Source organism: Salegentibacter salinarum, from assembly GCF_900168115.1.
Taxonomy (GTDB): Bacteria; Bacteroidota; Bacteroidia; order Flavobacteriales; family Flavobacteriaceae; genus Salegentibacter; species Salegentibacter salinarum.
Map to the genome: position 1 here is coordinate 1 of NZ_FUZC01000008.1, position 14,926 is coordinate 14,926.

The window sequence follows — 14,926 nt, forward strand, 5'->3', positions numbered from 1 at the left end:
TTAGAACGTAAATTAGGGAACCGCCCAGTACGGAACCGTATGCTGGGTGGTGTGGGAGGACAGGTAGGGAAATAATCCTTACCTTTCTACCCGATCATTATACTAACATTATTATTCGAATACTTTTTTTGCTATTTTTACCCCATAACTTAACACCTACTTATTTTGAAATTTAAAGCTAAATACCTCATTCTATTTTTATTGTTTTCCGTTAATTCCTTTGCCCAGGAAGATGTAAATCGGTTCGTTAATGAAATGCTATTTATAGCAGACGAATTTGCTACTCCTGCGGCCGAAGGTGCATCTTATCAAGCCGGAGCCGGCTGGTTTACTTCTGCTACGGCGATAAAACCGTGGAAGGTCGAAGTTTCTTTTCATGGAAACGCTTTATTTGTGCCTTCTAACCGACAAACTTTTACTATTTCCAATAATGAACTTCAAAATGTACATGAGGATGGGTCTGCAATATTGAGTCTTCGTGGGGATGAAAGTAATGCAGTTATTCCTACCGCGTTTGGTGGGGAAACCGATGTTTATTTTGAAGGAAATGTTTTGGGACAATCCTTTGAATTTCAAGCATTGGAAGGGGTGAATAAAAGTATGGTGGCATACCCATTTGTTCAGGCAAGTGTCGGTTTACCTCATGAAACTGAATTCGCTGCAAGGTTTCTCCCACAGTTAACCGTGGATGGAGTGGCTTTTACTACCTATGGTGCGGCTATAAAACATAATTTCTCGCAATACTTCCGCTTTAATCAGGAAGAGGATTTTCAGGCTGCAGCTATTATTGCTTATAATAAATTTAATGTAGAATACGAATTCCCTGCAATTGATATTCCAAATGTGGCTAATCTTAATCTTATAGATGTCAATGCTAATTTATGGATGGCATCAGTTATGGGATCTAAATTGTACGGCGATAGTTTTGAAGTTTTTGGAGCTTTAGGAGCCACTAATTCTAATTTTCATTACGCCATGGGAGGCAGTGGACCTGTATTGGGACAAATTAATAGCGCTCTTGGTGGTCTAGATCAAAGTCAGGCGCAATTTAAAGCCGATTTAGGTTTCAATTTTTATTTCGACCGTTTTAAAATTAGTACCATGGCAACCGCAGGTAAGTTTTTCCATCTTAATGCCGGCTTGCATTTTAGAATATAACCCCCATAGTTTTAACCATATCTTATAGTAATACTATATCAATATTCGTATTTTTGAGATCAAATATTAATCGATTTAAATATAATATAAGATGAAAGTTACTATAGTAGGAGCAGGTGCCGTGGGCGCCAGTTGTGCAGAATATGTTGCTATTAAAGATTTTGCTTCAGAAGTGGTTTTACTCGATATTAAAGAAGGAGTAGCCGAAGGTAAAGCAATGGATTTAATGCAAACCGCAACGTTAAACGGTTTTGATACTAAAATTACAGGAACTACAAACGATTATTCTAAAACTGCAGGCAGTGATGTGGCAGTAATTACCAGTGGAATTCCGCGTAAACCGGGAATGACGCGTGAGGAATTAATAGGAATAAACGCTGGGATTGTAAAAGAAGTTTCTTCAAACCTTATTAAACATTCTCCAAACGTAACCTTAATTGTGGTAAGTAATCCTATGGATACTATGACTTACCTTGTACATAAAACTACCGGACTTCCAAAAAATAAGATTATTGGGATGGGTGGAGCTTTAGATAGCGCCCGTTTTAAATATAGACTAAGCGAAGCTTTAGAATGCCCACCATCTGATGTTGATGGGATGGTAATTGGAGGCCACAGTGATACCGGGATGGTGCCTTTAACAAGATTGGCAACAAGAAATTCGGTTCCTGTTTCAGCATTTTTATCTGAAGATCGCTTAAACCAGGTTTCAGAAGATACTAAAGTTGGTGGGGCAACCCTTACCAAATTATTAGGTACCAGTGCCTGGTATGCGCCGGGAGCTGCAGTTTCGGCTTTAGTTCAGGCAATTGCCTGTGATCAGAAAAAGATGTTCCCATGTTCAGCTATGCTGGATGGAGAATATGGACTAAGTGATATTTGTATAGGTGTGCCTGCAATTCTTGGAAAAGACGGACTTGAAAAAATCGTTGAAATAGAATTAAATGATGCAGAGGCTAATAAAATTAAGGAAAGTGCTGAAGGTGTGAAGAAGACTAATGCATTGTTAGAACTTTAAGCAGCTTCAAATCTTAAAATTTATCAAAAAAGGCCGCAAATTCTGCGGTCTTTTTTATGTTTAAAAGTTAAATTATTCAAAAAAAAATTGTTGGGATTTCATTTATGAAACCCTATATTTGTCCGTTTTTAAAATCGACCTAATTAATTATAACTTAAGGAATAATGCAGAACAAAGGACTGATTAAGGTTTTTGCAATTTTATTTGGGCTGGTATGTATATATCAGTTGTCTTTTACTTTTATTACCAATAATGTAGAAAGTGAAGCTGAAGATTTTGCCAGGCAAAGAATTAGCGAAAATGTAGAAGATTACTCGGCGTTGAGAGATGCTGAAGAAGAAAGGTATCTTGATTCGGTAGCGAATAACGAGGTAATTGCCGGTATCACTTATACTGACGCGAAAGACAAAGAGCTAAATAAAGGGCTTGACCTTAAAGGAGGGATTAACGTAATCCTTCAAATTTCGGTTAAAGATATTCTTGCCGGATTAGCTAATAATACCGATGATCCTGCTTTTAACCAGGCCATTGCTGAAGCTGATGAAGCTGCAACAGATAGCCAGGATGATTATATTGATCTTTTCTTTGAAGCTTTTAATGATATCCCCGATGCCAGACTTGCATCTCCAGATATCTTTGCTAATAAAACCTTAAGTGACGAGATCAATTTTGATATGTCTAATGACGACGTTGAAACCGTTATTAGAAGAAAGGTTGATGAATCTATTACTTCAGCTTTTGAAGTATTGAGAAAGCGTATTGATAAGTTTGGGGTGACCCAACCAAATATTCAGCGCTTAGGAAATTCAGGAAGAATTCTTGTTGAATTACCGGGTGCAAAAGATATTAATCGTGTACAAGGTTTACTGCAAAGTACAGCGCAGCTTGAATTCTGGCACGTTTACAAAAACACAGAATTAGGTAACTTTTTATCTCAGGCTAATAACGTTCTTAAGGATGTTGTAAATGAAGATGAAGTAGAAGCCGAAACTCAAACTGATACTACAGCAACAGAAAGCGATAGCGATATAGATGAACTTCTTGCTGAAAGCGAAGATGATACTACAGAAGTAGCTACAGGCAATAATCCTTTATTTGAATTAGTGCAAAGTCCGGGCTTCCAGGGAGGTCCTGTAATTGCATATTTTTCTGTTCAGGATACTGCTAAAGTTAATAATTACCTTGAAATGTCTCAGGTAAGATCTGTTCTTCCTGCAGATCAACGTTACGCTAAATTTGCCTGGGGAATCCCGGAAGACGAAGAAGGTGTAGTTGGTCTTTATGCATTAAAAGGTAACCGTAATATGGAGCCACCTCTTAGTGGTGATGTAATTACAGATGCGCAACAAACTTACGACCAAATGGGCCGTGTTGCTGTGTCTATGCAAATGGACGGAAGAGGAGCTAAGATGTGGGAAGAAATGACCGGAGAGGCTTCTACTCAACAGAGCAATATTGCGATTGTTTTAGATAATACTGTTTATTCTGCTCCGGGTGTTTCAACCGGGCCTATTTCAGGTGGAAGAAGTGAAATTAGTGGAGACTTTAGCATTACTGAAGGTCAGGATTTGGCCAACGTGCTTAGAGCTGGTAAACTTCCGGCTTCTGCAGATATTATTCAGAGTGAAATTGTAGGACCAAGTTTAGGTCAGGAAGCTATAGACAGCGGGATCTGGTCTTTCGGGATCGCCCTTATTTTCGTATTGATATGGATGATTTTTTACTATGGTAAGGCCGGTCTTTTTGCCGATGTTGCCCTTGCAGTAAACATCTTATTTATCTTCGGAATTCTTGCCGGTTTAGGTGCTGTGTTAACTTTACCTGGTATTGCCGGTATTGTATTAACCATTGGTATCTCGGTAGATGCAAACGTACTTATTTTTGAAAGGATTCGTGAAGAACTTGCCAAAGGAAAAATGCAGAAAGATGCGATTAAAGATGGTTTCAACAACGCACTTTCTTCAATTTTAGATGCGAATATTACTACCGGTTTAACTGGTTTTATCTTATTGATCTTAGGTACAGGTCCAATTAAAGGTTTTGCCACTACCTTATTAATAGGTATCGCAACTTCGTTATTTACCGCAATTTTCATCACCAGGTTATTTATTGATGGTTATGGGAAAAATGGAAAATCTCTTGAGTTCTCTACAGGTGCAACCAAGAATCTTTTTAGAAACGTAAAAGTAGATTGGCTTGGAAAACGTAAGGTAGCTTATGTGATTTCCGGGATTTTAATTATTCTTAGTGTTGGTTCTTTATTAGTACAGGGACTAAACCAGGGAGTTGATTTTCTTGGAGGTAGAACCTATACCGTTCGTTTTGATCAGGATGTGAATCCTACCGATGTTGAACAGGATCTTATCGCTGAATTTGGAAGTGCCGAAGCAAAAACTTTCGGGCCAAACAACCAGTTGAAGATCACTACAAAATATAAAGTTGATGAAGAAAGTACAGCAGTAGATAACGAGATTCAACAATCTATGTTTGATGCTTTACAATCTTATCTTCCTGCCGATCTTACTTTCGATGAGTTTACTACTGGCGGTGCCGAAAAAGAAATCGGGATTATGCAGTCTATGAAAGTAGGCCCAACCATTGCCGATGATATTAAGAATGACTCTTTCTGGGCAATTTTAGGATCGCTCGTGGTTATTTTCCTTTACATCTTACTGCGATTTAGAAAATGGCAGTTTAGTATTGGTGCCGTTGCCGCAGTAGCGCATGATGTTATTATAGTCCTTGGTATTTTCTCACTACTTTATAAAGTGATGCCATTTAGTATGGAAATTAACCAGGCCTTTATCGCCGCAATTCTTACCGTAATTGGTTACTCCTTGAACGATACCGTGGTAGTGTTTGATAGGATTAGGGAATTTGTGAACGAGCATACCAGCTGGCCATTAGGCAGAACGGTAAATAGCGCTTTAGATAGTACTATTAGCCGTACGTTGAATACCTCGCTTACCACCTTAATTGTATTACTTGCCATCTTCATCTTTGGAGGTGAAAGCATTAGAGGCTTTATGTTTGCCTTGATTATTGGTGTAATTGTAGGTACTTATTCCTCTTTATTTATCGCAACTCCTGTTATGTTTGACAGTGTAACCGATAGATCTAAGCTTGAAGAAAAAAAGAAAATTGAAGAAGATTCTGAAGCAACTACTGTTTAAGAATTCTTCAGGAAGTATATAAAGTAAAAAGCGCTCCAAATTGGAGCGCTTTTTTATTTTAGTTGATATCAGGTTTTAGAAAGCCCAGGTCCTAATGGTTTTATTTTGGAAACATCAGCGTATACTGCTTGTTTTTGGGTTAAACTTGAATATTTGGGTGGTACAACAAGTATTAGAGCATTTTGAAGAAACTGTGACTATTCAACGAAAATGCATTGAATTAAATAGAAAGATTCACATTAAAATTTTTAAAAATAGTTTTTTGAATCAGGGGAATGATTACGAGAGAACTTTCACTTTTCTCGATGTTATTGAAGATTGTCAAGAAGCAATTGACGAGTGTATAAGCATCCCAGACGAAAATATTACCCAAAGGACAAGCCTTTATATTTAGGGAGTTCTTCAAGCGATTTATTGTCAGCAAGATGGTCTATTCCATCTTTGCAGAACTTTGACTGACAACAAAATTAAAAAGGTCAATCAACTATTTGAATTATTTGAACTGGACAATCAAATTAGAATAGTTAGAGATGATATTGCAGACATCCCGCCGACAGAAATTTTGGAAAGGAATTTTATTATTTAAATAAAGGAGGAAATTCAAAATACCAATTTACTTATGCAGGTTACAATCCTAAATTTAAATCAGTCAAGGTGAATTTGAAAGATTTTATTGATAAACAACCGACCTTCACTCACGCAATATTGGATTTCATTGCGGAACATATTTCAACCAAAATAAAAGATATTAAAAGTAAATTCAAACAAATGAAGCTAGCAAACATAATTAAAGGTACAGACGGATCAATGCAGCTTATAAATAGGGGAATAATCAATAATTATCATTCTTGCCTCGATAGGGGTTAAAGATGTCACTGATAAAACCGAATCTCTTAAATTCGAATTGAAAAAAAGATAAAATACTGATTCACATATTTATTTTGATGATGTTTTAGAACTTACCGACCACATTCTTTTAAAACTTACGGAGGGATAAACGTGGTCTAATAGAAAATAATATTCCAGCAAGAGTTTATATGGCGAGCTTAGATAATCAGTTAACGTATTTAAATAATTCACTTGAGGAATTGGACCGAGAGTTTGTAGAATAAACACTATCCAGCAATGGCTATTTGCAAGGATGTATGTAAATTCAAGCCCTAATCTATCCGCTGGAAATCTATTTTATCCCCAACTTCAATATTCCAGTCGTTGGCAAGGCCTGCGTTTAATTCAAGGACAAATTGAGCAGGTTCTTCAGAGGGTAGAGAAGTTTCGTCCTGGGGTTGGGCATTTTTTTGAAAACTCACTGCGGTACTATCTGAAGCAAAATAAATAATATCTAAGGCTATATAAGTGTTTTTCATATAAAAAGCCCTGGGCGCTTCATTTTCATAAATAAAAAGCATTCCCTGTTCGTCTTCCATACTTTCACGATACATTAAACCCGTTTCCCTTTCGTAGGTATTATCGGCAATTTCAATGTCAATTTGCTTTATCGTATCTCCGTTAGGTTTCAGCAAAGTTGCTTCCCCTTCCTTAGTGAAAGTTATTTCTTCGGTTTCAATGGGTGCTTCGGTAGTATTATCGTCTTTACAGGAAGATAAGAATGAGACCGCTACAAGAGCCGATAAAATTATGGATTTACGTATCATACGGTTCTGGGTTTGGTAGGACGATACATAAAGTACAATCCGGCTATTATAAACGGAATACTAAGCCATTGCCCTGTGTTTAATAACCATGTGGTTCGCTCTTCTACCTGTGGTTCTTTTACAAATTCTACAAAGAATCTTACTGTCCAAAGTAAAACCAGGAACAAGCCGAAAAGATAGCCTACTTTATGGCGTTTTTCGGTTTTCCAGTATAAATACCATAACAGGACAAAGATTAATAAATAACAGAAAGATTCATATAATTGTGCAGGGTGTCGTGGAAATGTTTCCCCCAAATTTGCGAAAATCACTCCATAATCTGAGTTGGTGGGTTTTCCTATAATTTCAGAATTCATAAAATTTCCTATTCTTACAAAGATCGCCCCACTTGCTACGGGAATTACAATTCGGTCTAAAACCCAAAGGACGGGTTTGTCTAAAACGCGTTTACGGTAAAGGTACATTGCGATAATAATCCCAATAGCGGCACCGTGACTGGCTAACCCTCTAAAGCCGGTAAATTCAAATTCTGGTTCAAAACGAACCGGTAAGAATATTTCCAGTAAATGATTTTGAAAATAATCCCAATCATAAAAAATAACGTGACCTAATCTCGCACCGATCAATGTGGCTAAAACCGTGTAAATAAAAAGCGAATCCAGTTTCTCTATCGCGATTTTTTCTTTTACAAAAATGCTTTTCATGATATACCAGCCAAGTCCGAAGGCTATCAAAAACATTAAACTGTAATAGTGAAGGGTGAAAAAACCTAAGTCTAAACCTTCTGAAGGGCTCCAGGTGATCGCGTTAAAAAGCATAAATTAAAATTGATTAGTAGGGTAAAGATACATATTTGCAAGTAGTTGCCCTATATTTTGGTTTCTGTTTTTTCGGGAACCGGGTCATAGCCTTTTCCTCCCCAGGGATTGCAGCTAAAAATACGTTTTAAACTTAACCAACCGCCTTTAAAAACTCCAAAGCGTTGCAAAGCGGTTAAACTGTATTGTGAACAGGTTGGCGTATACCTGCAAGTTGCAGGGGTTAAGGGAGAAATAAAGTTTCGATAAAATTTCACCAACAGGATAAACGGATATGCCAGCCATTTTTTAAGCATCTTCGTTTATCCTGTTTTATAGTTATTTAATTGAGAAGGTAGTGCCTTCTTTCCCGTCTTTAAGCTGAATACCCATTTCCTGTAATTGATCCCTAATTTGATCACTTAAAGCAAAATCTTTATTGTTCCTAGCTTCAGCACGAAGTTTTATAAGCAATTCTATAGTTGAAGAAAGCTTATCTGAAGTATCATTATTTTCTGAAACCTTATCTAAAAGTCCCAATACATCAAACATAAAAGCCGACATTGTTTTTTGCAATTCATCTTTATCTTCAGCAGTGATTTTAGCAGCTTCTTCCTTGATGTTGTTAATCATTTTAACCGCATCAAAAAGTTTTGCAATTAAGATTGGGCTGTTAAAATCATCATTCATCGCATCATAGCAAGACTGTTTCCAGGCTTTAACATCTACGCTGGATTTTTCTGAAACCGGAAGTTCATCTATGGCGTGGAAAGCATCCATTAATCGGTTAAATCCTTTTTCGCTTGCTTTTAAAGCTTCATCTGAAAAATCCAGAATGCTTCGGTAATTCGCTTGAAGCATAAAAAACCTTGTTACATTTGGCGAAAACGGCTTATCTAAAATGTCATTGTTTCCGGAGAAAATTTCTTCCGGAAGGATATTATTCCCGGTGCTTTTAGCCATTTTCTTTCCATTTAAAGTAAGCATATTAGCGTGCAACCAGTAATTAACCGGATTTTTCCCCGTAGCTGCTTCTCCTTGTGCAATTTCACATTCGTGGTGAGGGAATTTTAAGTCCATTCCGCCGCCGTGAATATCAAATTCTTCTCCCAGGTATTTGGTGCTCATTACAGTACACTCTAAATGCCAGCCGGGAAAACCGTCACTCCAGGGTGATGGCCAACGCATAATATGCTGTGGTTCGGCTTTTTTCCAAAGCGCAAAATCCTGCGGATTCTTTTTATCGCTTTGCGCTGCAAGTTCACGGGTATTGGCAATCATATTGTCAATATCCCTACCGCTTAATTTACCGTAATGATTGGTTTCATTGAATTTCTTCACATCAAAATAAACTGAACCATTTACCTCGTAAGCGAAACCTTTTTCAAGGATGGTTTTCACTATTTCAATTTGCTCAACAATATGACCGGTAGCCGTAGGCTCTATACTTGGCGGTAAATTGTTGAATTTCTGCAGAATATTATGAAAATCTATGGTGTAGCGTTGCACTACCTCCATAGGTTCAATTTGTTCTAAACGCGCTTTTTTAGCAATTCTATCTTCCCCGCTGTCAGCATCATTTTCCAAATGACCGGCATCGGTGATATTTCTAACGTATCTAACTTTGTATCCCAGGTGTTTCAGGTATCTAAAAATTAAATCGAAAGAAATAAAAGTCCGGCAATTACCTAAATGAACATTACTATAAACAGTGGGGCCACAAACATACATTCCAACATTTCCTTCATTTATGGGTTCAAAGATTTCCTTTTCCCCGCTCATAGAATTGTACATTTTTAAGCGTTGTTCCTGGTAAAGCGCCATAGATAGTTTGTTGTTGATTATTAAAAAATAAAAGTTTTAGAAAGAAGTATCCAGTTTTATATAGTCAAGAAATTCCCTTTTTACAGATTGTTCCTTGAAAGCTCCGCCAAATTCACTGGTTACGGTGCTACTGTCTATATCTCTAATTCCACGGCTGTTCACGCAAAGGTGTTTAGCGTCAACTACACAAGCAACATCGGGAGTGCCCAGTGCTTTTTGTAATTCCTGAACAATTTGCATCGTCATGCGCTCCTGCACCTGTGGTCTTTTCGCGAAATAATCTACAATACGGTTCATTTTTGAAAGTCCGATAACGCGACCTTTAGAAATATAGGCCACGTGGGCTTTCCCAACTATAGGGAGTAAATGGTGCTCACAGGTAGAATAAACGGTAATGTTCTTTTCTACCAGCATTTCACCATATTTATACTTGTTTTCAAAAGTAGATGCAATGGGTTTTTTGTCAGGATTTAATCCTGCAAAAATTTCATTTACAAACATTTTCGCCACCCGCTGCGGAGTTCCTTTAAGGCTGTCATCAGTAAGATCAAGGCCTAAAGTTTCCATAATATGTTTTACATCTTTATTGATGAGCGCTACTTTTTCAATATCGCTCAATTCAAAAGCATCTTCACGAATAGGGGTTTGTGCACTACTGCCCACGTGGGCATCTCCCTGCTCATCAATTTCATTCAAAATTTTGTCTATTTTCATACCGTTTTTACAATAATAGTCGTAAACCGATTGTTTGGCTTGCAAAGATACATATTTAATAGGTTTTTATGTAATCATAAAAGCCGGGGTTTAATTAGATATTTGTTATTTTGTAACTTCTAGTGCTTATTATGAAACAAGAAATCCTACTTCTTTTTTGTATTTTTCTTCTTTACGGGAGTTTTAGCGTTTTTGGCCAGGGTAGTTCTTGTGAGAGTTTAGATCCTTTTTGCGCCGGGGACGAGGAGCTTGTGTTTCCTAATTCTAATGCAAACAATAGCAATATTGTTAACGGAGAGCCGGGACCAGATTATGGTTGCTTGTTGTCGCAGCCTTATCCTGCCTGGTTTTATTTACAGGTAGAAGAAACCGGAAATCTTCGGTTTGATATTTCCCAATTTCAAAATGAAGATGGTGGCGGTTCTCAATACGATGTAGATTTTATTGTTTGGGGGCCTTTTGACCGTACCGAAGATTATTGTACAAACGATTCATTAAGCGAATTAAATATTGTTGACTGTAGCTACGAGCCCGATACCGTAGAACAAATGTATATCCCAAATGCGGAAGCAGGCCAGGTTTATGTGGTTTTAATTACAAATTATGAAGAGTTGCCCGGGTTTATAAGTTTACGCCAGACAAATTCAGATCAGGCTAATTCCGGTTCTACAGATTGTGGGATTTTAGACGAAGTGCTGGGACCAGACAGGTTTTTATGCGGGGAAGAAGAAACAACTTTAGACGCTACTACAGATGGGGTAGAGCGCTACGAATGGTATAGATTTGATGAAAATACAAACGATTTTGATATAATTGCCAATGAAGAAAATCCCACTTTAACGGTCAATGATTCTGGTCGTTACAAGGTAATAGTTTACGAAAATATTACCGCCCAGGCGGATGAAGATGAAATTGAAATAACATTTTACAATGCACCCGTAGCGACTGTTCCGGAAGATCTTTACATCTGTGATCCCAATCAAACTACTATAGATTTAAGCGATGCTTCAGCTGAAATTCTTACCGGAAATACTTCCGAAGAAGATTATAGGGTAAATTTTTATGAATCTACCCAGGATCTTGAAGATGAAAATCCTATTTCTAATCCCACCGCATTCCCGATGGAAGAAGCAAGGGAAATTCTTGCGCAGGTACAAGGGGTGGAAAGTGGCTGTCTTTCAAATGAAGTTCGTTTTAATGTAGACCTCACTTTCGTGCCCGAAAATTTCTTACCCGGGGAAAGCGTTGTTTGTGTAGATTTAGACGGAACTGTACTTGCTCAACAGGGGATTGGCGAAGATTTAGGAGCCGATTATGATTACGAATGGATAGCTGAAGGAAATACAATTGGTAGCGAAGCCGTATTGAATTTTACTGAAACCCCAGATTTTAATAACGTAAGCCTTATTGTGACCGATAACAGATCTGGCTGTACTATAGAATTTAACACTATCTTATTGATCTATTCCCGTCCTGAAAGTGTTGAAGTGGAAATTGAAGGCAGTGATTTTACAGGCGGTTATATAATTAGCGCAGAAGCAATTGCTGGAGTAGGAGATGAAACCACCTATGAATATCGAGCCGATAATGGTGGGTGGCAGGAAAGCCCAGTCTTTAGGAATTTAGATCCGGGAAATCATACCATTAGTGCACGTGAAATTAATGGCTGCGGAATTACAACTTCTGAGCAATTTTACCTGGTTGGTTATCCGCGTTTTTTTACTCCGAATTCTGACGGTTATAACGATACCTGGAATATTGAAAATACTACTGAAATTCAGATAACAAAACTGTATGTTTTTGATCGCTATGGGAAACTGATTAAAGAATTAACTCCCGGCGGTGAAGGCTGGGACGGTGCCTACAATGGCAGAACTTTACCCGCAGACGATTATTGGTTTAGAGTTGAATTTGAAATGCAAGACGGTACCAACGACCATTATGGCGCTAATTTCACTTTGAAAAGATAAATGGCTGTTTGAAAGTTTTCTAAAGTCATCCTGAACTTGGTTTAGGTTCTAAGATGTTGATTATTTGGGAGCTTAGAAGCTGAACCAGGTTCAGCTTTATGAAAATAAAATTTTACTAATAAAAAGTGATTCTACTGATTCATCCCCAACAATTCCTCAACATAACTCCTGGAATTAGAAAGTCTCGGGATTTTATGCTGTCCACCCAGTTTATCATTTTTCTTTAACCAATCGTAGAATAATTTTTCGCGTGCCTGGTGAATTTTAGGCATATTCAGCGTCATATTATTATAACGTTTGGCTTCATAGTCGCTATTTACCTGTTGCAGGGCCAAATCAAGTTCATTTTTAAATTTCTCAAAATCCCTGGGCGGATTTTTAAATTCAATAATCCACTCGTGGGCGCCTTTTTCTTTTCCTTCCATAAAAATAGGTGCAGCGGTATAATCTACAATTTCGCAATTGGTCACCAAAGAAGTCTTTTTTAAGGCTGCTTCAGCATTTTCAATAATTAATTCTTCCCCAAAAACATTAATATGGTGCTTGGTTCTTCCCGTAACTTTTATTCGGTATGGGCTTATAGAAGTAAACTTAACGGTGTCACCTATTTTATAGCGCCATAAACCGGCGTTGGTAGTAATTACCACGGCATAATTTTTACCGGTTTCAACTTCAGACAGGGGAATTGCTTTTTCGGCTGCACTTCCGTAGATATCCATAGGAATAAACTCGTAGTAAACCCCGTAATCCAACATTAGTAAAAGCTCCTTGGAATCGTTCTGGTCCTGGCAGGCAAAAAATCCTTCTGAAGCATTATAGATCTCGTAAAACCTAAAATCTTCTTTTGGTAAAATCTTCTGATATTGAGGGGCGTACGGGTCAAAACTCACTCCACCGTGAAAATAGACTTCTAAATGCGGCCAAACCTCAAACAGGTTTTCGTTGCCGGTTTTTTCTAAAATATTATTTAACAAAACCAGCATCCAACTGGGTACACCGGCAAGACTGGTGACGTTTTCTTTAATAGTTTCGTTTACAATTGCCTGCATTTTCACTTCCCAATCGTTCATCAGCGAAACTTCGTTGCTGGGCGTGCTACTAAATTCTGCCCAAAAAGGCATATTGGCAATTAGAATGGCAGATAAATCGCCGTAAGCTGTGCCGTTATTTTTGTAAATTTCTTTACTGCCGCCTAATCTTAGGCTTTTCCCCGTGAATAACTGTGATTGCGGATTGTTGTTTAAATACATACAGAGCAGGTCTTTCCCCGCGTTGTAATGACAATGTTCCAGGGAGTCTTCGCTAACCGGAATAAACTTACTCTTTGCACTGGTGGTGCCACTTGATTTGGCAAACCATTTTATAGGCGTGGGCCAAAAAATATTGGCTTCTCCCTGCCGGCTGCGTTCTATACAAGCCTGGTAATCTTCATATTGCTGAATGGGAACCCTACGGGCGAATTCACTATGGGTTTTAATTTCTGAAAAGCCATATTTCCTGCCCATTTCAGTGTTTTTTGCTTTGGAAAGCAGGTGCCTGAGTAGTTCATGCTGAACTTCATGAGGGTATTTTATAAACAACTCCATTTGATGAATTCGCTTCTTGAGGAACCACGAAGCAATGGAGTTTACTAATGGAATTGGCATTATTCTTTATATCTTTATCGCTGACAATGCTTCAGCTGGTTGGCTGGCTAAAATTAATTTAAACTGCGAAGCTTACAAATCAACTTCGGTTAAAAATAGGGAAAAAAAGATGAGATACGAAGGGGTCTTTAGAAAAATGAGAACCGAGATCACCGATAAGGTGCAATATTACCTCATTTTTGAGGATGATTTTATTAATATGAACCAGATTCTTGGGAAGAAAATAAGCCTTAATTTTCTTCGATTTCAGTGTTTGAATTGTGGATTGCAGAAGAAAATTTTCCGTCAGGGATATTGTTACGATTGTTTTACTTCCATTCCGCAGGCCGGAGATTGGATTATGAGTCCCGAACTTAGTAAAGCACATTTAGATGAAGAAGATCGTGACCTGGATTTTGAAAAAGAAGCGCAATTACAACCTCATGTAGTTTACCTGGCAAATTCCAGTAATGTAAAGGTGGGTGTAACCCGAAAGACGCAAATTCCTACGCGTTGGATAGATCAGGGAGCTCACGAAGCAATTGAAATTGTAGAAGTTCCCAATAGATATCTCGCCGGAATAACTGAAGTGGCTTTGAAAAGTCATGTTTCAGATAAAACCAATTGGCGGAAAATGTTGACCAATGAAGTTTTGGATCTGAATCTTGCTGAAGAGCGGGATAAACTCAAAGATTTTATTCCTGAAGAAGCCAAAGAATATTATCTGGGCGATAGAAAAGAATTAGAAATTGAATTTCCCGTTCTGGAATTTCCAAAGAAAATAAAAACCCTGAATTTAAGCAAAAACCCATTCTACGAAGGGGTTTTAAAAGGAATTAAAGGACAATATTTAATTTTTGAAGACGGTACCGTTTTTAACGTCCGGGCCCACGAAGGTTTTGTAGTGGAATTAGGCGTGAAATAATTGATTAAATCTTTTGAAAGAACGTCATGCTGAACCTGCCCGTCCGTTCCGGCCATTTAGCATGCTT

General features: G+C 37.9%; 11 protein-coding genes. 5 read left to right on the plus strand and 6 right to left on the minus strand.

Annotated elements, in window-relative coordinates:
- Nucleotides 1-165 precede the first annotated feature (165 nt).
- The 3 genes from B5X53_RS10820 (at nucleotide 166) to secDF (ending at nucleotide 5,349) form a co-directional block, all read left to right on the plus strand.
- The gene (locus B5X53_RS10820) at nucleotides 166-1,158 is read left to right on the plus strand and encodes a DUF6588 family protein (protein WP_159447903.1); all 993 of its coding nucleotides are present in this window, start codon (nucleotides 166-168) and stop codon (nucleotides 1,156-1,158) included.
- Between the two features lie 91 nt (nucleotides 1,159-1,249).
- Nucleotides 1,250-2,176, plus strand: a complete 927-nt coding sequence (gene mdh / locus B5X53_RS10825; protein WP_079713255.1) for a malate dehydrogenase — start codon at nucleotides 1,250-1,252, stop codon at nucleotides 2,174-2,176.
- A gap of 164 nt (nucleotides 2,177-2,340) precedes the next feature.
- Nucleotides 2,341-5,349, plus strand: coding sequence for a protein translocase subunit SecDF (secDF, locus tag B5X53_RS10830; protein ID WP_079713256.1), 3,009 nt, complete (start codon nucleotides 2,341-2,343; stop codon nucleotides 5,347-5,349).
- A gap of 1,160 nt (nucleotides 5,350-6,509) precedes the next feature.
- Here the strand turns inward: secDF and B5X53_RS10845 are convergent.
- The 5 genes from B5X53_RS10845 to folE are packed head-to-tail and all read right to left on the minus strand — an operon-like array spanning nucleotide 6,510 to nucleotide 10,339.
- Entirely contained in the window at nucleotides 6,510-7,004 is a 495-nt protein-coding gene (locus B5X53_RS10845) for a DUF192 domain-containing protein (protein WP_079713259.1), read from the minus strand.
- Nucleotides 7,001-7,822 (minus strand): prolipoprotein diacylglyceryl transferase, encoded by an 822-nt coding sequence (lgt, locus tag B5X53_RS10850; protein WP_079713260.1) that lies wholly within the window; start codon nucleotides 7,820-7,822, stop codon nucleotides 7,001-7,003. Before lgt ends, B5X53_RS10845 begins: the two co-directional genes overlap by 4 nt.
- A 50-nt stretch (nucleotides 7,823-7,872) precedes the next feature.
- Entirely contained in the window at nucleotides 7,873-8,118 is a 246-nt protein-coding gene (gene yidD, locus B5X53_RS10855; RefSeq protein ID WP_070053280.1) for a membrane protein insertion efficiency factor YidD, read from the minus strand.
- 22 nt (nucleotides 8,119-8,140) lie between these two features.
- Nucleotides 8,141-9,625: a cysteine--tRNA ligase gene (gene cysS / locus B5X53_RS10860; protein ID WP_079713261.1), complete on the minus strand. Its 1,485-nt coding sequence runs from the start codon at nucleotides 9,623-9,625 to the stop codon at nucleotides 8,141-8,143.
- Nucleotides 9,626-9,661: 36 nt separating this feature from the next.
- The gene (folE, locus tag B5X53_RS10865) at nucleotides 9,662-10,339 is read right to left on the minus strand and encodes a GTP cyclohydrolase I FolE (protein ID WP_079713262.1); all 678 of its coding nucleotides are present in this window, start codon (nucleotides 10,337-10,339) and stop codon (nucleotides 9,662-9,664) included.
- A 131-nt stretch (nucleotides 10,340-10,470) separates the two neighbouring features.
- Between folE and B5X53_RS10870 the strand changes: the two genes are divergently transcribed.
- Nucleotides 10,471-12,309: a T9SS type B sorting domain-containing protein gene (locus B5X53_RS10870; protein WP_079713263.1), complete on the plus strand. Its 1,839-nt coding sequence runs from the start codon at nucleotides 10,471-10,473 to the stop codon at nucleotides 12,307-12,309.
- Nucleotides 12,310-12,440: 131 nt separating this feature from the next.
- Here the strand turns inward: B5X53_RS10870 and B5X53_RS10875 are convergent, their stop codons facing one another.
- Nucleotides 12,441-13,955, minus strand: coding sequence for a GH3 auxin-responsive promoter family protein (locus tag B5X53_RS10875; RefSeq protein ID WP_079713264.1), 1,515 nt, complete (start codon nucleotides 13,953-13,955; stop codon nucleotides 12,441-12,443).
- A gap of 109 nt (nucleotides 13,956-14,064) precedes the next feature.
- Between B5X53_RS10875 and B5X53_RS10880 the strand changes: the two genes are divergently transcribed.
- Nucleotides 14,065-14,859 carry a DUF2797 domain-containing protein gene (locus B5X53_RS10880; RefSeq protein ID WP_079713265.1) on the plus strand — a complete coding sequence of 265 codons (795 nt, stop codon included), beginning with the start codon at nucleotides 14,065-14,067 and terminating at the stop codon, nucleotides 14,857-14,859.
- Nucleotides 14,860-14,926 lie beyond the last annotated feature (67 nt).

What these genes read in the sequence shown, in the direction of transcription:
- B5X53_RS10875 (WP_079713264.1), bottom strand. Translation starts at nt 13,955, where the DNA reads ATGCCAATTCCATTAGTAAACTCCATTGCTTCGTGGTTCCTCAAGAAG.
- cysS (WP_079713261.1), bottom strand. Translation starts at nt 9,625, where the DNA reads ATGGCGCTTTACCAGGAACAACGCTTAAAAATGTACAATTCTATGAGC.
- lgt (WP_079713260.1), bottom strand. Translation starts at nt 7,822, where the DNA reads ATGCTTTTTAACGCGATCACCTGGAGCCCTTCAGAAGGTTTAGACTTA.
- secDF (WP_079713256.1), top strand. Translation starts at nt 2,341, where the DNA reads ATGCAGAACAAAGGACTGATTAAGGTTTTTGCAATTTTATTTGGGCTG.
- B5X53_RS10880 (WP_079713265.1), top strand. Translation starts at nt 14,065, where the DNA reads ATGAGATACGAAGGGGTCTTTAGAAAAATGAGAACCGAGATCACCGAT.
- mdh (WP_079713255.1), top strand. Translation starts at nt 1,250, where the DNA reads ATGAAAGTTACTATAGTAGGAGCAGGTGCCGTGGGCGCCAGTTGTGCA.
- B5X53_RS10870 (WP_079713263.1), top strand. Translation starts at nt 10,471, where the DNA reads ATGAAACAAGAAATCCTACTTCTTTTTTGTATTTTTCTTCTTTACGGG.
- yidD (WP_070053280.1), bottom strand. Translation starts at nt 8,118, where the DNA reads ATGCTTAAAAAATGGCTGGCATATCCGTTTATCCTGTTGGTGAAATTT.
- B5X53_RS10845 (WP_079713259.1), bottom strand. Translation starts at nt 7,004, where the DNA reads ATGATACGTAAATCCATAATTTTATCGGCTCTTGTAGCGGTCTCATTC.
- folE (WP_079713262.1), bottom strand. Translation starts at nt 10,339, where the DNA reads ATGAAAATAGACAAAATTTTGAATGAAATTGATGAGCAGGGAGATGCC.